Annotated in this window: 19 protein-coding genes and 1 pseudogene; 16 read left to right on the top strand and 4 right to left on the bottom strand. The window is 62.5% G+C overall.

The genetic code is table 11. The annotated features are described in order from the left end of the window. Positions 1 to 133 precede the first annotated feature (133 nt). The 6 genes from soxY (at position 134) to ACLP2E_RS19305 (ending at position 4,841) form a co-directional block, all read left to right on the top strand. Positions 134 to 604 carry a thiosulfate oxidation carrier protein SoxY gene (soxY, locus tag ACLP2E_RS19330; RefSeq protein ID WP_442466854.1) on the top strand — a complete coding sequence of 157 codons (471 nt, stop codon included), beginning with the start codon at positions 134 to 136 and terminating at the stop codon, positions 602 to 604. A 109-nt stretch (positions 605 to 713) separates the two neighbouring features. Further along, entirely contained in the window at positions 714 to 1,025 is a 312-nt protein-coding gene (soxZ, locus tag ACLP2E_RS19325; protein ID WP_442466853.1) for a thiosulfate oxidation carrier complex protein SoxZ, read from the top strand. A gap of 235 nt (positions 1,026 to 1,260) precedes the next feature. Continuing rightward, positions 1,261 to 2,982, top strand: coding sequence for a thiosulfohydrolase SoxB (gene soxB / locus ACLP2E_RS19320; protein WP_442461183.1), 1,722 nt, complete (start codon positions 1,261 to 1,263; stop codon positions 2,980 to 2,982). 29 nt (positions 2,983 to 3,011) lie between these two features. Then, positions 3,012 to 3,470, top strand: a complete 459-nt coding sequence (locus tag ACLP2E_RS19315; protein WP_442461184.1) for a DsrE family protein — start codon at positions 3,012 to 3,014, stop codon at positions 3,468 to 3,470. After that, the gene (locus ACLP2E_RS19310; protein ID WP_442461185.1) at positions 3,470 to 4,540 is read left to right on the top strand and encodes a YeeE/YedE family protein; all 1,071 of its coding nucleotides are present in this window, start codon (positions 3,470 to 3,472) and stop codon (positions 4,538 to 4,540) included. Before ACLP2E_RS19315 ends, ACLP2E_RS19310 begins: the two co-directional genes overlap by 1 nt. Next, complete coding sequence (locus ACLP2E_RS19305) at positions 4,527 to 4,841, top strand: hypothetical protein (RefSeq protein ID WP_442461186.1); 315 nt, start codon at positions 4,527 to 4,529, stop codon at positions 4,839 to 4,841. The genes ACLP2E_RS19310 and ACLP2E_RS19305 overlap by 14 nt, the downstream gene beginning before the upstream one ends. A 587-nt stretch (positions 4,842 to 5,428) precedes the next feature. On the opposite strand, the gene ACLP2E_RS19300 is transcribed toward ACLP2E_RS19305, so the two are convergent. Then, on the bottom strand, positions 5,429 to 5,680 hold the full coding sequence (locus tag ACLP2E_RS19300) for a hypothetical protein (protein WP_442466852.1): 252 nt from the start codon (positions 5,678 to 5,680) through the stop codon (positions 5,429 to 5,431). Positions 5,681 to 5,882: 202 nt separating this feature from the next. Next, positions 5,883 to 6,191: an ArsR/SmtB family transcription factor gene (locus ACLP2E_RS19295; RefSeq protein ID WP_442461188.1), complete on the bottom strand. Its 309-nt coding sequence runs from the start codon at positions 6,189 to 6,191 to the stop codon at positions 5,883 to 5,885. 341 nt (positions 6,192 to 6,532) lie between these two features. On the opposite strand from ACLP2E_RS19295, the gene ACLP2E_RS19290 reads away from it, so the two are divergent. From ACLP2E_RS19290 to ACLP2E_RS19245, 10 genes are all read left to right on the top strand, one after another. Next, on the top strand, positions 6,533 to 7,231 hold the full coding sequence (locus ACLP2E_RS19290) for a DsbA family protein (RefSeq protein WP_442461189.1): 699 nt from the start codon (positions 6,533 to 6,535) through the stop codon (positions 7,229 to 7,231). Positions 7,232 to 7,835: 604 nt separating this feature from the next. Continuing rightward, complete coding sequence (locus ACLP2E_RS19285; protein WP_442466851.1) at positions 7,836 to 8,240, top strand: hypothetical protein; 405 nt, start codon at positions 7,836 to 7,838, stop codon at positions 8,238 to 8,240. 22 nt (positions 8,241 to 8,262) lie between these two features. After that, positions 8,263 to 9,492, top strand: coding sequence for an efflux RND transporter periplasmic adaptor subunit (locus tag ACLP2E_RS19280; RefSeq protein WP_442466850.1), 1,230 nt, complete (start codon positions 8,263 to 8,265; stop codon positions 9,490 to 9,492). A 19-nt stretch (positions 9,493 to 9,511) separates the two neighbouring features. Further along, a complete protein-coding gene (locus ACLP2E_RS19275) occupies positions 9,512 to 13,327 on the top strand; it encodes an efflux RND transporter permease subunit (protein WP_442461192.1) in 3,816 nt (1,271 codons plus the stop codon). Next, positions 13,324 to 13,854, top strand: a complete 531-nt coding sequence (locus tag ACLP2E_RS19270) for a hypothetical protein (protein ID WP_442461193.1) — start codon at positions 13,324 to 13,326, stop codon at positions 13,852 to 13,854. Before ACLP2E_RS19275 ends, ACLP2E_RS19270 begins: the two co-directional genes overlap by 4 nt. Before the next feature lie 43 nt (positions 13,855 to 13,897). Then, the gene (locus tag ACLP2E_RS19265; protein WP_442461194.1) at positions 13,898 to 14,485 is read left to right on the top strand and encodes a hypothetical protein; all 588 of its coding nucleotides are present in this window, start codon (positions 13,898 to 13,900) and stop codon (positions 14,483 to 14,485) included. A gap of 110 nt (positions 14,486 to 14,595) precedes the next feature. Beyond that, the gene (locus ACLP2E_RS19260) at positions 14,596 to 15,219 is read left to right on the top strand and encodes a hypothetical protein (protein ID WP_442466849.1); all 624 of its coding nucleotides are present in this window, start codon (positions 14,596 to 14,598) and stop codon (positions 15,217 to 15,219) included. Positions 15,220 to 15,294: 75 nt separating this feature from the next. Next, on the top strand, positions 15,295 to 15,840 hold the full coding sequence (locus ACLP2E_RS19255) for a hypothetical protein (RefSeq protein ID WP_442466848.1): 546 nt from the start codon (positions 15,295 to 15,297) through the stop codon (positions 15,838 to 15,840). Between the two features lie 21 nt (positions 15,841 to 15,861). Then, a complete protein-coding gene (locus ACLP2E_RS19250) occupies positions 15,862 to 16,476 on the top strand; it encodes a nucleotide-binding protein (protein ID WP_442466847.1) in 615 nt (204 codons plus the stop codon). A gap of 122 nt (positions 16,477 to 16,598) precedes the next feature. Then, positions 16,599 to 17,150, top strand: a complete 552-nt coding sequence (locus ACLP2E_RS19245; RefSeq protein ID WP_442461200.1) for a hypothetical protein — start codon at positions 16,599 to 16,601, stop codon at positions 17,148 to 17,150. A gap of 24 nt (positions 17,151 to 17,174) precedes the next feature. Here ACLP2E_RS19245 and ACLP2E_RS19240 read toward each other — a convergent pair. Both ACLP2E_RS19240 and ACLP2E_RS19235 read right to left on the bottom strand, forming a co-directional pair. Continuing rightward, positions 17,175 to 17,370, bottom strand: a pseudogene (locus tag ACLP2E_RS19240) (DDE-type integrase/transposase/recombinase); the annotation flags it as partial. Between the two features lie 220 nt (positions 17,371 to 17,590). Further along, the coding region (locus tag ACLP2E_RS19235; RefSeq protein ID WP_442466846.1) for an LrgB family protein at positions 17,591 to 18,044 on the bottom strand (454 nt) is incomplete at its 5' end.

Here is an 18,044-nt window from a genome sequence, read left to right as displayed (position 1 = left end):
CCGTAGCCGCGTTGCGCCCAGGCGACTTTGAGTCTTCGCGCGCCAATGACCTCGTCCTTTTTGCAACGCGCGGCGGGATCCCGACCGCCAGAACGAGCTTTTTCGCTTTGACCTTCCCTCCAAGGAGAAAATCATGAATCTCGAACACCAAGCCAGCCGTCGCGGATTTCTGCGCCAGACGGGCCTGCTCGGCCTTGCCGTCTCCGCCCTGACCTTCCTGCCGCGCGCGGCCCATGCGGCCTGGAACAAGGCGGCCTTCGAGGCCAAGACCATGGCCGACACATATAAAGTCATGGGCGTCGACGCTCCGACCGCGAGCGCCGACGTTCAGCTCATTGCCTCGGATATCGCCGAAAATGGCGCCGTGGTGCCGGTCCAGGCGATCAGCAAGATTCCCAACACCACCCAGATCTCCTTTCTGGTGGAAAAGAACCCGAACATGCTCACAGCCCAGTTCGACCTCGGACCGGATACGCTTCCGGACGTCAGCACTCGGATCAAGATGGGTCAGACGTCCAATGTCGTCGCGCTAGTGAAAGCCGATGGGAAATTCTACACGGCTACCAAGGAAATCAAGGTGACGCTCGGCGGCTGCGGCGGCTGATGTCACTGAAGCCTTGGCGCCAGTCGTCGAGCGGTTGGCGAAAGCCAGAGCGAGACGCCACAGCGCCAACGCCACGTTCGCTCGAATTCGAAATCAAAGGAGAAATCTCATGGGCCTTCCGATGAAAATCCGCGCCGCCGCCAAGGATGACGTGGTCGAAGTGAAAGTGCTGATGAACCACGTGATGGAGACCGGGTTGCGCAAGGATGGGTCCGGCGCGCTTGTCCCCGCCCTGTTTATCAACGAGGTCACCGCCAAGCTCAACGATAAGGTGGTGATGCAGGCGCAATGGGGACAGGCGGTGTCGAAGAACCCGTTCCTGGCTTTCAAGGTCAAGGGCGGCAAGCCCGGCGACAAGGTTTCCGTCACATGGACGGACATTTCGGGCGACTCCCGCACGGACGAAGCGACTGTAAGCTGAGGCGGGATTGCGGGGGCGGCCATCGCGCCGTCGTCGTCTTCAAGAAGAAATGACGCGGAAACAGCGTGGTGCACCTGGGGCAAGAATTATAATTCCAAGGCGTCCAAAGCCTGCTCCAACATGCCGCGTGGCGAGCGCATGGGCATCCCGACAGAGGATCAGATTCACGATCCGACGGCCCTGCTGTTCGACCCGCAATCGCCCGTCAATCAATAAGCCGAACCAGGACCACGCCATGAACCGCCGCGAATTTTTGCAAGTGCTTTCCGCCGCCGGCGCGGCGGGTCTGGCGCTGCCTCTCGATCCCGCACGGGCCGAACAAGCCGCCGAGGCGATTTACGACGCGCCGGCCTTCGGCAACGTGTCCCTGCTGCACATCACCGATTGCCATGCGCAATTGCGGCCGATTTATTTCCGCGAGCCTAATGTGAATATCGGCATGGGCGACATGGCGAACCGGCCGCCGCATCTCGTCGGCGAGGCATTCCTGAAACACTTCGCGATCGCGCCGGCGACCCGACTCGCCCACGCCTTCACCTTTCTCGATTTCGAGCGTTACGCCGCGCTTTACGGCAAGGTTGGCGGATTCGCTCATCTGGCCACTTTGGTGAAGCGCCTGCGCGCGACCCGTCCCGGCGCGCTGTTGCTCGATGGCGGCGACACCTGGCAGGGCTCCGGCGCGGCGATGTGGACTCAGGGGCAGGACATGGTCGAAGCGGCCAAGCTGCTCGGCGTGGACGCCATGACGTTGCACTGGGAATGCACCTACGGACAGGACCGGGTGAAGGAAATCGCCGACAAGGATTTCGCCGGCCATATCGACATCGTCGCCCAGAACATCAAGACCACCGATTTCGGCGACCCGGTATTCAAGCCCTACGTCACGCGCGCGATCAATGGCGTCAAGGTGGCGGTGATCGGCCAGGCCTTTCCCTACACGCCCATCGCCAATCCGCGCTATATGGTCGCCGACTGGAGCTTCGGCATCCAGGAAGACAACATGCAGAAGACGGTCGACGCCGCCCGCGCCGAAGGCGCGCAGGTCGTCGTCGTCCTGTCGCATAATGGCATGGACGTCGATCTCAAAATGGCTTCGCGCGTGCGCGGAATCGACGCCATTCTCGGCGGCCACACCCATGACGGAATCCCGACGCCGAGCATCGTCGGCAACGGCGGGGGCAAGACCCTGGTGACCAACGCCGGCTCGAACGGCAAATTCATCGGCGTGCTCGATTTCGACGTGAGGGACGGCCATGTCGCCGACTTCCGCTACCGGTTGCTTCCGGTTTTCGCCAATCTCCTGCCGGCGGACGCGGAGATGGATGCGCTGATCACCCGGACGCGCGCGCCCTTCGAAAGCAGGCTTACGGAAAAGCTGGCGGTGAGCGAGGGGCTGCTCTACCGGCGCGGCAATTTCAACGGCAGTTTCGACCAGGTGATCCTCGACGCCCTGATAGCGGAGAAGGATGCAGAAATTGCCTTTTCGCCCGGCTTCCGCTGGGGGACGACGATCATGCCGGGCGAGTCGATCACGATGGAAAACGTGCTCGACCAGACGGCGATCACCTATCCCTATGTCACGCTGACGCCGATGAAAGGGTCGCAGATCAAGCAGATCCTCGAGGACGTCGGCGACAATCTGTTCAACGCCGATCCCTATTATCAGCAGGGCGGGGACATGGTGCGCGTCGGCGGCATGAGCTACTCCTGCGATCCGGCCGCCACGATAGGCAATCGAATCGGCGATATGAGCCTCAACGGCAAGCCGATCGACGCGGAAAAGACCTACAAGGTCGCCGGTTGGGCGCCCGTCTCGGAGGCGGCCCGGGACGCCGGCGGCGAACCAATCTGGGCACTAGTCGCCCGGCATCTTCGCGCGAAAAAGTCCATCGCGGCGCCCAAGGTCAACCTTCCTCAACTGAAGAACGTCCAGGGCAATCTCGGCATTGCGAGCTGACCGTTCCTCGCGGGTCACGGAGGCGCGCGATGCGTTGGTTACAGGCTGTTTTCATATTGACGCTGTTTTGCGCGGCGCCTGCCGTTGCGCAAGACCAGGCGGCGCCCGCCATGGCCCAGGCCGAATCCGCGCGGGACAAGGTAGTCTATCATATCGACGACGCAGCCGGGCAAGCGCTCAAGGCCCTGCGCAATATCCGCAACCAGATGGATGTCGCGCCGGACACCAGGATTATCGTCGTGGCGCATGGCGACGGCGTCGATTTTCTGTTCGATGGCGCGCGCGACCCGAAGAGCAACGTCGAGTTTGGACCGCTGATCGCCGGCCTTAAGGTCCAGGGCGTGACCTTCGAAGTTTGCGAGATCACGATGAAGCGCCGCAATCTTGGCAAGGAACGATTCGTGATGGAGGCGGATTACACGCCGTCCGGCGTCGTTCGCATCTCCCGGCTTCAGACTCGAGACCATTTCGCCTATATCAAGCCGTGATGCTGGACCAACTGATCGATCTCGTCGGCGACCGCAACGCGCTGGCCCTGGGCGGAGCCCTCATCGGCGTGCTGTTCGGCGCGCTGGCGCAGAGGTCGCGCTTCTGCCTTCGCGCCGCGACCTTGGAGGTCGCCCATGGCGTGGTCGGCGAAAGGCTGGCCATCTGGCTCTTCACCTTCTCCACGGCGCTGATCGCGACGCAGGTGTTGATCCGGTTCGGCCTGTTCGACACCGGCGCGGTGCGCGCGCTCAACAACCGCGGCAGCCTGTCCGGCTCGATCGTCGGCGGGCTCATGTTCGGCTGCGGCATGGCGCTGACCCGCGCCTGCGCCAGCCGGATGCTGGTGCTCTCCGCGACCGGCAATCTGCGCGCCCTGCTGTCCGGCCTGGTCTTCGCCGTGGTGGCCCAGATGTCGCGCGAGGGCGCGCTGGCGCAGCTGCGTTCGGGCATCAATGAATGGTGGACCATCGACAGTTCGTCGCGCGACATGATCGCCATGTTCCATATGGGTCATTCTGGCGCTATTCTGTTCGGCGTCTGTTGGCTGGTCCTGGGCTTCTTCATAGCTCTGCGGCGCAAGGTGCGGATATTGAACTGGCTGGCCGCCGCGGGCGTCGGACTGACGGTCGCCGCGGCCTGGGCCTTCAATTACGCCATGTCCGCAAGCTCGTTCGAAATGGCGCCCGTCCATTCGCTGAGCTTTACTTCGCCTTCAGCCGACGTGCTGATGTATGTGCTTTCGCCGCCGGGAACGGGTCTCTCCTTCGATCTCGCCTTGATTCCCGGCGTCTTTCTCGGCGCGTTTCTCGCGGGCGCGGCGGGCGGCGATTTGAAGCTGGAAGGTTTCCACGACGGGGCAGGCATGCGACGCTACATCGCCGGCGGCTGCCTGATGGGCTTCGGCGGCGTGATGGCGGGCGGTTGCGCCGTCGGCGCTGGCGTTTCCGGCGCCTCGGTTTTCGCCGTCACGGCCTGGATCGTGTTATGGTCCATGTGGATCGGCGCCGTGCTCACCGACAGGTTGCTCGATCAGAAAAAATTCTGGGGGTTTGGCCATGTGGTTCCATAAAGCTGTGCTTCTGACCCTTTTCTCGACCACCAGCGCCGCCTGGGCCGGAGAAGACGCGACCATCGCCCTCGGTCGCAGCCTGCTGGCGGAAAATGACTGCAATGGCGCCTGCCATCAGAAGCATTCGCCGGATGGCAATGCGCTCACCCTGTACACGCGCCCCAATCCCAAGGTGAAGGATTTGGCGGGCCTGCGAAAACAAGTCGAGAGATGCGTGGCGAGCCTGAACGCGCCGATCGCTCCCGATGAAATCGGCGCCTTGGTCGCGGCGCTCAATCACGATTACTACATGTTCAAATAGCCGTCTCGAAAAGGGCGCCATGAGAACGCGCATCACAAGACGAGGCCTGTTTGCCTGCGCGGCGTTTTCCGCGCCGCTGCTGTGTGGTGGCTGGAAGGCCTGGGCCGGACCGCTCCCGACGCCGAAGGCCTTGTGAAGGGCCCGCCGGCGCCGGGTCGGCCGCCGACAAAAATCAGCCCGCACGTCTATATGATCGAGGCGCAAGGAGGGAGTACGCGATAAAGCAACAACCGCCGGCCATTTTCGGCGGTCAAGCCGACGCGGATGCGTCCGGCGAGCAGCAACGCAAAACCCGGGCACGGCTCGCCCGGAGGGAACAGGCGTTTGCCTTCGAAACTCCATCGGCAAACAGCGAGCCAGCGCCGAACGCGACGGCTCTTCAAGCTGCGCAAGCGGCGTAAAAGCATTAAGCCAGGCGGTAGCTGGTTCCTTTTCCAAGTAAATCTTCCCTATCATTGATCTTGCGGCGCCAAAGTCGCGCGCTGCTGAGGGGATGATTTCTGGTTTTGGCGCCAGGCGGTCCTACCGCAGCTGACCACAACGTCTAACCGTGCCCAAGATCCCGCCTTGAAATTCGCGTCAGCCCTCTAAATACCCGATCCACCGCCTTCGCTCAGGTGCGGCGGCTCAGGCAAATCGGCATCCAAAAGAGCAGCGCGGCGCGTAGGAAAACTCGTCGGCAGCGGCATCCAGAACACCAGCTCCATATCTGTATAGACGAATTGGCATTCGGCATCCGAATCCACCGCGATCCAGCAGGCGTCGCTCGAATGCTGCGGAAATCCCCATTTGACGACATCGACTTCGGCCGCCGCCTGCTCCGAGGCGCGAATGACCACGAGTATCCGCGAACTATCCCTTGGCGCTGTGGCGATGGGCCGCCACACGCCGAAATCTTTTCCGCTCATCCGTAAGTCCCTTTCGAGGCTTTCAAATTTTCTGGAAGTTTATAAAATTAGACAGGACTCGCAACAGCGCCATGGGGGACCTTCCGAACCCGGATCAGGCAAGCTGGTGCTGACATCTATTCGCGGTTGATGGTCACGGGTGAGGCGTTTTCCCACAAAAACGTTCAGAGAGAACTCTCATAAGCATTTCAACACGCATATCCGCGAGCCGGTAAAAGCGCGTCGTGCCCCTGCTGCGCGAAGCAACGATCCTATCCTTTTTTAATAGGGCGAGATGACGTGACACCGTCGGTTGCGGGGCGCCCATCGCTTCGGCGAGGGCCGTCACGGAATGCTCGCCCGTTGACAGCAGGCAAAGCAGGCGCAAGCGACCTGGGGCTGCTAGAGCCTTCAAAAAATCGGAGGCCTCTTCGGCCGCGTCGTTTAATCGCTTGACGTCCATGCCTTAGTATATTCATACATCCGAATAAACGTAATACTAATTTGCTGCGGCAGCCAACACAGGACCGCTTATGCGCCGACATCCCTGTCGCTCGTGGGCCTTGAAACCCTTTTTCTGCTCCGCATCGCTGGCGCTGATCATTTTGCGCTAGCTGTCGGCGAGAAGGCTGGAGACGGCGAATTCCTCGTGCAACCGACCTTGCGTAGCATCCGGTTGATAACCGAAGATTCCACCGACGCCGCCGATGGCCCCATTTTATAGATCGCCCTGGCGTTGTTGGTGAAAGCATCGACAAGGGCGCCGACGGAGCGGCGAGAGTTTCCGGCGATCATTGAGGAAGAATGCCTTTGAGAATCTCGACCATCAAAATCCCGTTCGTCAATGTTCCCGAATCGGAATCGATTTCGATCGACCGACGATTTTTCTTGCACGCGGGCTTGTCGGCTGGCGCGATCGCCATCGTCGATCTGGTCGGCGCCGTTGGCGCCAAAGCTCAGGCGATGACGCTGCAATCAATCGCCAACGATCCCGACGCGCCGATCGCGGGCAATCCCAACGGCGATGTGGTGATCGTCGCCTTCCTCGATTACAATTGCCAATATTGCAAGAAATCGGCGCCCGACCTCGAGCGGATCGTCAAGACCGACGGCGGCGTCAAGCTTGTCTACAAGGATTGCCCGGTCTTGACCGAAGCGTCGGTATATGGCGCGCGCATGGCTCTGGCCGCGAAATACCAGGGCGCCTATGAATTGGTCCATGGGACTCTGATGCGTGTGCCCGGGAAGAGAAACCCGCAATCCTATATGGAAGAGGCCATCGCCTCGTCCGGCGTCGACGTTGCGCGGCTCAAGGCCGATCTCGAAGCGCATGGGCCCGAAATCGACGCGCTGATCAAGCGCAATGTGGCGCAGGCGCAGGCGCTCGGCTTCGAAGGCGTGCCTAATTTTCTGATCGGTCCGTTCAAGGCGAGCGGGGGGCTTGATTACGAGGCGTTCAAATCGGCAGTCGCGCAGACGCGGGAATTGGCGCGCAAAAATTGAGATCCGCTTTCATGGAAACTGGCAGGGCGTGCATGAAGGTCAGTAACCCTACTTAAGTTTAGTTGCACGGCGATGCCCTCTCGAAATCTGGCGCAGCCTTTTCATTTCACTCCGAAAATTCTCGCGGAGCCTTTGAAACAAACGGCACAGCCGCGAAGTAATTTTCACGAGCTTCGATTTCCGCCTTGACAGGATCGCTTTAGCTGTCTTAACATCTTAATAACGTCATATATGAATGTGACTAAATTAGAAAATAAGTCGGGTCATCGCGAGACATGATCGGCGGAGGGAGCCTTTGACGAATATCGGCGGCATGCGCAAACGAGCGCCAAAGATCACATAAAAACCTCAGCCCCACGCCAACATCGCGCTTCACTGCGCGCGCGCGTTCGCGTCCGAGTTGATCGATCGGAAAATTTCACGAATTGGTCTTCGCGGTTTACCTGCCCGGGTCTGCTGCCCATTGCAATGAGCTCTGCGGCCTCGCGGAGACCGAAATGCCCCCTATTTGCGCGGTCATCTGATCGCGTCGTTTACGTCTCCGGGTCAACCGGAGCGGACGAGAATGTGTGCGCGGTCTTTCGCGTGAGATTGGAGCGTCGAAATGGCGTCTTTGTTTTCCGACGACTGGATGGTCGATTTCGGCAATGCCTGGAACGAGGACAAGGATCTTGGCGACGCGCTCGCCAAGATCGGGTTCAAGTCGACCATCGGCTATGGCTTCGACGGCGAAGACAAGCCTCGCGGCGTGGTGAGGGTCGAAAACGGCTATGTGATCGAGGCCGGCGCCTATGCGGGGCAGAGCCTGAATTGGGACCTGCGCGCCAGTCCTGCCGATTGGGAGAAATGGTGCGCCAAAGGCATAGGCATGATGTCGCTAGGCATCGCCTACACGTCCGGAAAGCTGAAATTCAAGGTCGGCGATTACGGCGCGATGATCAAGAACCCTGCGATGGCGGGTCCCTTCATCAAGAGTTTCGGCGCGATGGGAACCGTCCCGCGCAGCTAGTTCCCGGAAGGGTCGTCGCGTAATGTTGTCGAGCTTAATCCGGGCCCTGGCTTTTTTTCTCGCCGCTCTCGCGGGTGGTTTTGTTGTTCTGTGGCTGGGTGGCCATCCGCAACAGAACCAGCCGCCCATTCCTCCTGCCGCTGCGGGCATGTTCTTTTCGCCGCAGGCGCCAGTGGTCGAAGTTACGCAAATGCCGACCGCGGCGCGCTTTAAACTGGGCGGATATGTCGAGGCCCGCAATTTTGTCCGGCTGACGGCGCAAGGTCCGGGTCGGGTGACCTTCGTCGCCGGGCAGGAGGGCGAGAGAATCTCCGCCGGCAATACGGTCGTCGCACTCGACGACGACGCCTTGCGCGTGGAGTATCGTTCCGCCTGGGCGGCGTTGAGCGGCGACATGGCCGCCCAGCAGAATGCGCAGACGCAGCTATATCATTCGCTGTACGGCGCGAGGCAATCTCCCATGGGAGGTCCCGGCTACGACGCCTATGAACGCCTATTCACGCCTTTCTACAACATGATGCAGCCCTTCATGGGCGGCGGCGCGCCGATGCAGAGCCAGGCGCAGCAGCAGCATTCCTTCCCCGCCATGAATAATGCGCGCGCCGATTACGAGCGTCAGCAGGCCGGCCTGGTCGCCTCGCAGGCCCGCATTGACGCGCTCGACCAGCAATTGCGCAACCGGCGATCCGTGGCGCCTTATGCCGCGGTGCTCATGACCCGGCATGTGCGTGTCGGGGACGTCGTTCAGCCTGGCCAGCCGCTCGTTGACCTCGCCGATCCCGATCAGCTCGATCTGCGCGTCGAGGTTCCCGCCAATCTCGCCGTCAACATGAAAATCGGAGATCAATTGCCGGTCAGCCTCTCCGACGCCAACGTCTGGGCGGTGGTTTCGCAGATCTTTCCGGCCGCCAATACGCTGCAGCATACGGTGACTGTCAAGGCGGCGCTGCCGCCTGCCGCGCCGGCCGCGCCAGGCATGTACGGGTTGGCCTGGGTCGCGCAGCCGGGGGGCGGCGGCCAGTCCGAGACGGCGCCCTTCCTGCCCAACGGCGCCATCGCCTATCGCGGCTCGCTGCCCGTCGCCTTCGTCGTCAACGGCGCAGGCGCGGTAGAAATGCGCATCCTGCGGCTGGGCGAAGTCTCGGGCGACAAGACCGCGGTGCTTTCTGGACTGCAGCCCGGCGAACATGTGGTCGCCCATCCGGAGCCGGATCTGAAATCCGGCGATTCCGTCTTCGGACAGAGACGTTGAGGAGGGGAGGTTTTCACGCATGACCGATTCCTCCTCGCAGACCGAATCCGCCCCTACCAGCGCCTCGCACCATCGCCAACTGGGCATAGCCGGACGCACCGCGCGCGCCTTCATCGAATCGCCTCTGACGCCGCTCCTGCTGATGGCGTTCTTCCTGATCGGGCTGCTCGGCATGATGATCACGCCGCGCGAGGAGGATCCGCAGATTTCCGTGCCGATGGTCGATGTTTTCGTCGCCTATCCCGGCGCCTCGGCTAGCGAGGTCGCCAATCTGATTTCCGAGCCTCTGGAACGGCTGATGTCGGAGCTTTCCGGCGTCAAGCATGTCTATTCGATGTCGCGCGAGGGCCTGTCCATGGTCACCGTGCGCTTCGACGTTGGCGAGCAGATGGAGCCTTCGCTCGTCAAGCTTTACAACAATCTCTTTTCGCACATGGACGCCATTCCCAAGGGCGTCATGCAGCCGCTGGTCAAGCCGAAAAGCATCGACGACGTGCCGGTGGTGACTGTCACGTTGAGTTCCGACAAAATCGATCTGGTGCAGTTGCGCAAGCTCGGACTGGATGTCGTCCAGCGATTCAAGGCGCTGCCGAACACCGGTCAGAGCTTCGTCGTCGGCGGTAGTCATGAGCAGATCCGCATCGACGCCGATCTGCCGCGCATGGCCGCGCATGGAGTCACCCTCGGCCAGGTGGCGCATGCGGTCGCCGCCGCCAACCAGCGCGCGCCCGCCGGCGATATCGTCGAAGGCAGCAAATGGTTCAATATTTACACCGGCGCCTTTCTTTCCAATCTGCGCGACGTCGGAAATCTCCTCATCGCCGTCGATGAGAACCGGCCGGTGTTCCTGCGCGACGTCGCCAATATCCGCCAGGGCGAATCCGAGACGAAAAGCGTCGTCGACAATTCCACGCGCACCGCCGACGGCGACTTCAAATCGAGTTCGGCGGTGACTGTCGCCGTCGCCAAGAAGCGCGGTTCGAATGGCATTGATGTCGCCAGCGCGATCAATGCCGAACTGGAGGCGCTGAAAGGTTCGCTCATCCCGGATTCGGTTCAGGTCGTCGTGTCGCGCGATTACGGCGAGACCGCGCAGGACAAGGTCTCGCACCTGATCTTCAAGCTGTTCATCGTTTCGGCGCTGGTCACGGTTCTCGCTTTCCTGACGATGGGCCTGCGTCCGGCGCTGATCGTGATGGTGACGATTCCGGCGGTCCTCCTGATGTCGATCGCCGTCGCCTATGTGCTGAAATTCACCATCAACCGCGTATCGATGTTCGCGCTGGTCTTCGCCATCGGCATTCTCGTCGACGACGCCATCGTCGTCGTTGAGAACATCTACAGGCGCTGGCTGGAATCGGGAAAGACCTCCGACGACATCACCGTCGAAGCAGTGGACGAGGTTGGCAATCCGACGATTCTCGCCACCTTCACCGTCGTCGCGGCTTTGCTGCCGATGGGCTTCGTAGGCGACATGATGGGCCCCTACATGCTGCCCATCCCCGTCTTGTCCTCGGCGGCGATGATCTTTTCTCTTTTCGCCGCCTTCGTCTTCGTGCCCTGGCTCGCCGCGCGCTTGAAACCGAGCATGGCGACGCTGGAAAAATCGGAGGAGCGCGAGCGCCGCGAGTCCGCCTTCATCGGCCGCCATTACAATTCGATCATCTCGCCGATCATGGACAATCGGCTGGTTGGCTATCTGACCCTGTTCGCCATCATCGCCGCGATGCTGGGCGCGGTCTCGATGTTCGTCTTCAAGCTCGTGCCGTTCAAGATGCTGCCTTACGACAACAAGTCGGAGTTGCAGGTCGTCATCGACATGCCGGAAGGAACCGATCTGTTCCTCACCGCCAATCTCGCGCATCGGCTTGGCGTGGAGCTAGAGAAAATTCCCGAGGTGACGAATTTCCAGACCTATGTCGGCGCCTCCTCGCCGTTCAATTTCAACGGGCTCGTCCGCCATTATTTCCTGCGCTCGCAGCCTTGGCAGGGCGACATCGCCGTGCAATTGCTCGACAAGGCCAAACGCAGCCGGGCCAGCCACGAAATCGCCGCCTATGTGCGCTCGACGCTGACGCCGATCGCGGCCGCCGCCGGCGCGCGTCTGACCATTGCCGAAGCGCCTCCGGGGCCGCCGGTGCTCGCGCCTATGGTGATCGAGCTTTACGGCCCGACGCCGGAGATCCGGCGGCAGGTGGCGACCGACCTGCTTGCGATCCTGCGCAAGACGCCCGACATCGCCGACATCAACACTTTCATGGAAAGCCCGCACGAGAACTTGCAATTCGAAGTCGACCGCTTGCGGGCGTCGATGTTCGGCGTCTCCGTCGAGGACATCAACCGCGAGATCTCGCTGACGACGGGCGGCTTCGAAATAGGGGCCTTGAAGAGCCCGCGCAATCTCGAACAGGCCGTCATTGTGCTGCAGGCGCCGCTGGCGACGCGCGGCAATCTGGGCAATCTCCTGGTCATGCCGGTGCGTAGCCAGACGGGCGCGCTGGTTCCGCTCAGCGAATTGGGACGCTTCGTCAACAAGCCCGTCGATCCCGTGATCTACCACAAGGACTTGCGCGCGCTCGAATATGTCACCGCCGACGTGGTCGGGCGCCTGGGCGCGCCGCTTTACGGCATGCTCAATGTCGACGCCGCCCTGAAAAATTACGTAACGCCGGACGGCAAGACCATCAGCGGCCACTATTTTGGCCGGCCCGAGGACACCAATCGCACCGGCTTCAAATGGGACGGCGAGTGGGAAGTCACCTATGTCACCTTCCGCGACATGGGACTGGCCTTCATGGCCGCCTTGGTGCTGATCTACATTCTGGTCGTCGCTGAATTCAAGAGTTTCATGCTGCCGGCGGTGGTGATGGCGCCTATCCCGCTGACGCTGATCGGCATCGTGCCTGGCCACTGGCTGCTCGGCGCCGATTTTACCGCCACCTCGATGATCGGCTTCATCGCCCTAGCCGGCATCATCGTGCGCAATTCCATCCTGCTGGTGGAATTCGCGCGCGGAAAAGTCGCCGAGGGCCTCAGCGTTCGCGACGCGGTGGTGATGGCCGGCCGCGTGCGCCTGCGCCCGATTCTCATCACCGCGATGGCGCTGGTGATCGGCTCGATGGTGCTGCTGAGCGATCCGATCTTCCAGGGCATGGCGGTCTCGCTGCTGTTCGGCTCGCTGATCGCGACCTTCCTCACTTTGATCGTCATTCCGCTCGGCTGCGTGTCGGCGCGCAAATATTTCAACGGGGATGACGCCGGCCAGACGCCGCCGAACGGCGGGCCCCCACCCTTCAATCCGCCGTCCGCGCCGGAAGATGGCCCCCGCCCGCCGCGACTGCAGCGCAAGACTGAAACCATCCCGGATGAAGCCTTGGCCTCGGTCCCGGCTTCGGATGAGACGACCGCATCGGTGCGTCCGGCGCGGCTGGTGAAGAAGTCGGAACAGGTTTCAGCGGCCCCTGAAGAAGCAGCCGCGGAAGTCAGCCCGCAGGCAGCGGGACGTCCTCCGCGCCTAGTCAGAAAATCCGAAGCCGTCTTGACGACGGCTCCTGCGGCCTTCGGCGAAACGCTCGCCGCTCCGGCGGCGAGCCGACCGCCGCGACTCGTCAAGAAATCAGAGCCGCTCCCGGCGGAGCAAGCGTCGGCGACGGTCATGGACCCGCTGCCGCAAGACGCTGTTCCCGTGATCGCCCCGAAGCCAGCGCGCGCCGTCGCAGCCCTCAAGGCGGCAAGGAAAGCCAAGACCACAAGCGCGGCGCCGCGTTCGCGCGAAAAAGTCGCACGCGGCATTCGCCTCAAGACGGAAACGTCGGATCCGGGAGAACTGGCATGAAACCGGGATCATCCACCGCAATGCGCTCTCTGGCGGTCGCCGCGACGGCCCTTCTGGCGGGAGCGGTCTGCGTCGAAAGCGCGGTTGCCGCGACCTACTCCGAACTGTCGGCAATGCAGGGCGCGCCGCCGCCGGGGTTCTATCCGCCGAACCCTTACGCGGCCGGTCCCTATGCGTCGCCTCCCGGCGTCGGCGCCTGTCCGCAATGCCCGCCGCAGCCTTACTATGGCGGACCGCAAGGCGTTGCCCCGGCGGCGCTCGACGCGCCCGGCGCGGCCTCGCTGCCCTCCGCCCGAACTTCGCCAAGACCCTATCTGCCGCTCGGCCCGGAGGGCGACCTCCCCAATGGACGGCTGCAGGTCTGGAGCTTCGGCCAGGCCAATTCAACGACGGACCCGTTCAATTCCTCGGGCCTGAGTACCCCTTTCATGTTCGTGCCCTGGAGCACCCCGCTGTCGGGATGGACCAATGCGCAAACATGGAACTGGTGGCGCGAACGCGCTGGCGTTCAGCCGCCCTACTGGTAGGGCCGCGTCCGCGACCCCAAACATGAGTAAAGGGAGTGAAGCAATGAAAAACATAATCAGACTGGCGGCAATCTTGAGCGCCGCTGGCGTCGCCAGCGCCGCGTTCGCCCAGCAAACGCCGCCTCCGCCGTCGGGCCCCTATAACGCCCAGCAGCAGCAACAGCCGCAACAGCAGAGCGATGCATCCGCCGCCGGCAACCAGCAGGCGCAGCCGCAGCATCCCAACTGGGGTCCGCCGCCGCCCCCCCCGCCGCCACCCTACGGCTACGGCTATGGATATCCGCAGCAGCCGCAGCAACAGGCCGCCCCGCAGCAACCGCCGCAGGGCTGGGCCCCGCCGCCGCCTCCCCCGCCGCCGCAATACGGCTACGGCTACGGCCCGGGCTATGGCTACAATCCTTATTACGGACCCGGCCCTTATTACGGCAATAACGGCTATGGCAACGGATACGGCAATGGCTATGGCAGCGGCAACGGCTACGGCGCCGGCAACGGCCGCGGCAACATGAAAGGAAGCTTCAGCTTCGGCGGCGACGCCGACATGAATGGCAATGGCTGGGGCAATAATGGCTGGAACGGCAATAACGGCTGGAACGGCAATAACGGTTATGGCAACCGCGGCTGGTGGTGAGCGCCAACTGACCCGGCGGCGCGACTTTCCATAACGGAAAACGCGCCGCTTCGATCAAAATGCGATCACGACCCGTTCGTGATCGTATTCTCCCAACGTGGAGGTGAACGATGCGAAAAATCAAAACCTGGCTGACGGCTGCGGCGATCGCTTCGACTCTGCTGACGCCGCTCGTCGCCGAGGCGCAATGGTGGGGCGGCAGTCCCTGGAGCGGCGGTCCTCAAGGTGGGGGGCCCTGGGGCGCTCCCGGCTATGGCTATAACGGCTACGGATACGGCAACGGATACGGCAACGGATACGGCAATGGCTACGGCAACGGCTGGGGCCGCGGCAACGGCAACGTGAACTTTTCCGCCGACCTCGGCGGATGGGGCAACGGCTGGAACAACCTTTGGGGCAATAACGGCTGGGGCAACGGCTGGAACAACAATCCCTGGGGCGGCGGCGGTCCCTGGGGAGGAAGCCCATGGAGCGGCGGCAACCCATGGGGTGGCGGTCCTTGGGGCGGAAGTCCCTGGGGCGGCGGCAGTCCTTGGGGTGGAGGACCTGGCGGCCCTTGGGGCGGCGGTCCTTGGGGTGGTTATCCTGGAGGAGGCTATCCCGGCATGTCGCCGATGGGACCAATGGGCTATCCGGGCATGTCGCCGATGGGTGGCCTCCCGGGCGGCGGCTTCCCAGGCGCCACGCCTTGGGGCGGCGGCCCCTGGGCGGGCGGCCCCTGGCGCAGCTTTTGACGGCGTAACGGCGAACGAAGGGCCACGAAACCCAACGTTCGTCTCCTTTCAACCAGCGGTCATCGAGGTGTCGCGATGGTATCCTGGATCGGAACACGACTATTCTATGCCATCTTCTTCTTCTTTCTCGGAGCCTGGGTCGCCTCGGTTTCGCCGGGCATGAAGAACGTCCTGCGCCAGACCAGCGAGGCGGGCGTCCACAGCTTTGAAAAGCTGAGCGCCTGGACATCGAGCACGCTTGCGCCGGCGCCCGAAAAGGCTGTCGAGAAGGCGACGGCGCCCGCAGCGCCTGCCGCCGCGCCCGAAGGCGGCGAACTTCTGGTCAATGCGCGCGCGGCCTATGCGCGCCAGGACATTCTCAGCTCGATCAACGCTTATCGCGGTTATATCGATCGCAATCCCAACACCATTGAGGCGCGCGGCGAACTGGGAAATGTCTATTTCTCCAGCGCGCGGCTGCACGACGCCGCACAGGTCTATTTCGAAGCGGCGATGTTGAAACTCAAGAGCGGCGACGTCGCCGGCGCGGAGGCATTTCTCAGCGCCGTCCGACAGGGCGACGGCGCCCTTGGAGACGATCTCAAGCGGGAGATCGCGAAATTGGAAACGCCCAAGAAGTAACGCGCGACGGGAAATCGGCCGGTGAAGGACAACAGCGGGCTCGCGCCTGAAAAACGCGGCAGGAAATCGGCCCCGACCAAGGCGCCGGGGCCGCTGGTGGTCGTCGGCAATCTGAAGGGCGGATCGGGCAAGAGCACGGTCGCTTTCAATCTCGCCGTATGGCTGGCCACGCGAGGATTCGAACTGGCCCTGGTCGACCTCGATCCGCAAAAAACCTTGAGCGATCTCGTGGCCGTTCGCCAGGAGGTCGGCGCGACGCCAAGTCTTGAGCCTCCTACACAAACCCTCGGCTCCGCCGTCGCAGGCCGCTGGACGCTGATCGATTTCGGGGCCGCCGATATGGCGCGAATGAACGAGGTCCTGCCGCATGCGGACATCGTTCTCGTCCCCGTTCTGCCGAGCCAGGCGGATATCTGGGCGACGCAGCGTTACCTCAAGCAGATCCTCGCGCAACGCAAGCCGAACGCGAGCATCGCCCTTTTCGTCAATCGCGCCGATCCGCTGGAAGCCTCACGAGAGACACGCGAGACGTTGACGGCGCTCAAGGCGATGGCGGGCATGTGCGACGGCGCCAGCGTCCTGCCGACCATGCTCGGTCGGCGGATCGCCTTTTGTCGCAGCTTGAGCGAAGGCTAGGGCGTGTTCGAACTCAAGAAAGAATCGAAAGCCAGCAAGGAGTTCGACGCTTTCGCCAAATCGGTGATGGCGCTGAGCTGACTTTTTCGAAGGGCGTCGCGGCGCCGGAAAGGACCGACGCTATGGAAACGCTCGAAAGCCTGCCCAGGGACCAGTTGAAAAACGACTATCCGCGGCAGGTCTATCCCGATCCGCCCTATCAGCCGCCGGAATATCTGGCCTATCTAGAACAGGCGACCAATGCGCTCAAATCGGTGCGCATTGTCGTCTATGCCGGAATGACCGCGTTCGTCCTGCTCGCGGCTTACGGATTCTTCCTCATTTATCTACTGACCAGCGACGCGCGCGTCATGGCCCAACAGACCTTGCGCATGGCCGACCAGATGGAGCTGATTTCGCGCAACATGGCCGCGATGAACGTGACAATCAACGATATGCGCTCCAATGTCAGCGACATGCGCGCATCGCTGGCGCAAATGGACCGGCACATGGAATCGATGGACGCCTCCACCATGCATATGGCGGCGACGGTGGCGTTGATCCAGCATTCCGCGCGAAATCTCGATTCGAGTTTCGGGCCGGCAATGGGTGTGATGAACAACTTCATGCCGTTCGGCGCCGGAGGAAACAGCTACCCCGGCGCTCCACCCTTTGCGCCGCTGCCGGCCAGGTGAACGAACCGCGCCGGGTTTGCCGGAGGACGAGCCCGCCACCATGAACGGGCCGGCGTTCGTGCAGGGCCTGCTCAAGCGCGTCGAGGACAAAGGTGGCGTGGGCCGTCCGACTGACCCGCCAGCCAACAATCCGCCGGGAATAGGTGTCGATGACAAAGGCGACATAGACCATGCCGCCCCACGTCGAGACATAGGTAAAATCCGACACCCACAGCGCCTGACCCGCTCGGAAAGCTTCAAAGGATCCACGCGCTGGGAGATATGGGCATGATAGGTTGAAGGGGCGATCGGCCGGATTTTGCAGATCGGCTCGACCCCTGTGCTTTCCGGTGATCGTCGATAAAGGCGACCATCACGCCGGCAGCAATCACCCATTCAAATCCAAGCCGCCCCAATCGATCCGAACAATGAAGGGGAATTCTTAGCAATCGCGTTTAAGGTCAGGACTTCAGCAAATACGAGATGGCCGACGCCGCGACCACGTTGAGCAGGCCGACGAGCACCATGACAAGGCCGGCGATTGAGCCTTCTTCGCGGCCGATTTCATGCGCCTTGGCGGTGCCGGCGCCATGCGCGCCAACGCCGAACAGCGCCCCGCGCGCCAGCGTCGAGCGGATCGGCAGCCACGCCAGAATGAACTCGCCAAGGGCAGCGCCGAGGACGCCCGTGATCACGACGAACACTGCCGTGAGGTCGGGGACGCCGCCGATATCGCCCGAAACCTCCATGGCGAAAGGCGTGCTGATCGAGCGCGGCAGGAGGCTCATGCGAAGCGCGCCATCGAGGCCCAAAAGCGTCGCGAGCAGCCAGCTGGTTCCAATGGATGTGGCGGTGCCCGCGAGCATCCCGGCGGCCAGCACCGGCCATTGGCGGCGGATCATCGCGCGTTGCTCA

This window comes from Rhodoblastus sp., assembly GCF_052145335.1.
Taxonomy (GTDB): domain Bacteria; phylum Pseudomonadota; class Alphaproteobacteria; order Rhizobiales; family Beijerinckiaceae; genus Rhodoblastus.
The sequence above is the reverse complement of the archived record's forward strand: the minus strand, read 5'-3'. Positions and strand labels throughout refer to the sequence as shown.

Excerpts from the sequence above, each read along its gene's own strand:
- soxY (WP_442466854.1), top strand. The coding sequence starts at position 134 with ATGAATCTCGAACACCAAGCCAGCCGTCGCGGATTTCTGCGCCAGACG.
- soxZ (WP_442466853.1), top strand. The coding sequence starts at position 714 with ATGGGCCTTCCGATGAAAATCCGCGCCGCCGCCAAGGATGACGTGGTC.
- soxB (WP_442461183.1), top strand. The coding sequence starts at position 1,261 with ATGAACCGCCGCGAATTTTTGCAAGTGCTTTCCGCCGCCGGCGCGGCG.
- ACLP2E_RS19315 (WP_442461184.1), top strand. The coding sequence starts at position 3,012 with ATGCGTTGGTTACAGGCTGTTTTCATATTGACGCTGTTTTGCGCGGCG.
- ACLP2E_RS19310 (WP_442461185.1), top strand. The coding sequence starts at position 3,470 with ATGCTGGACCAACTGATCGATCTCGTCGGCGACCGCAACGCGCTGGCC.
- ACLP2E_RS19305 (WP_442461186.1), top strand. The coding sequence starts at position 4,527 with ATGTGGTTCCATAAAGCTGTGCTTCTGACCCTTTTCTCGACCACCAGC.
- ACLP2E_RS19295 (WP_442461188.1), bottom strand. The coding sequence starts at position 6,191 with ATGGACGTCAAGCGATTAAACGACGCGGCCGAAGAGGCCTCCGATTTT.
- ACLP2E_RS19290 (WP_442461189.1), top strand. The coding sequence starts at position 6,533 with ATGCCTTTGAGAATCTCGACCATCAAAATCCCGTTCGTCAATGTTCCC.
- ACLP2E_RS19285 (WP_442466851.1), top strand. The coding sequence starts at position 7,836 with ATGGCGTCTTTGTTTTCCGACGACTGGATGGTCGATTTCGGCAATGCC.
- ACLP2E_RS19280 (WP_442466850.1), top strand. The coding sequence starts at position 8,263 with ATGTTGTCGAGCTTAATCCGGGCCCTGGCTTTTTTTCTCGCCGCTCTC.
- ACLP2E_RS19275 (WP_442461192.1), top strand. The coding sequence starts at position 9,512 with ATGACCGATTCCTCCTCGCAGACCGAATCCGCCCCTACCAGCGCCTCG.
- ACLP2E_RS19270 (WP_442461193.1), top strand. The coding sequence starts at position 13,324 with ATGAAACCGGGATCATCCACCGCAATGCGCTCTCTGGCGGTCGCCGCG.
- ACLP2E_RS19265 (WP_442461194.1), top strand. The coding sequence starts at position 13,898 with ATGAAAAACATAATCAGACTGGCGGCAATCTTGAGCGCCGCTGGCGTC.
- ACLP2E_RS19260 (WP_442466849.1), top strand. The coding sequence starts at position 14,596 with ATGCGAAAAATCAAAACCTGGCTGACGGCTGCGGCGATCGCTTCGACT.
- ACLP2E_RS19255 (WP_442466848.1), top strand. The coding sequence starts at position 15,295 with ATGGTATCCTGGATCGGAACACGACTATTCTATGCCATCTTCTTCTTC.
- ACLP2E_RS19245 (WP_442461200.1), top strand. The coding sequence starts at position 16,599 with ATGGAAACGCTCGAAAGCCTGCCCAGGGACCAGTTGAAAAACGACTAT.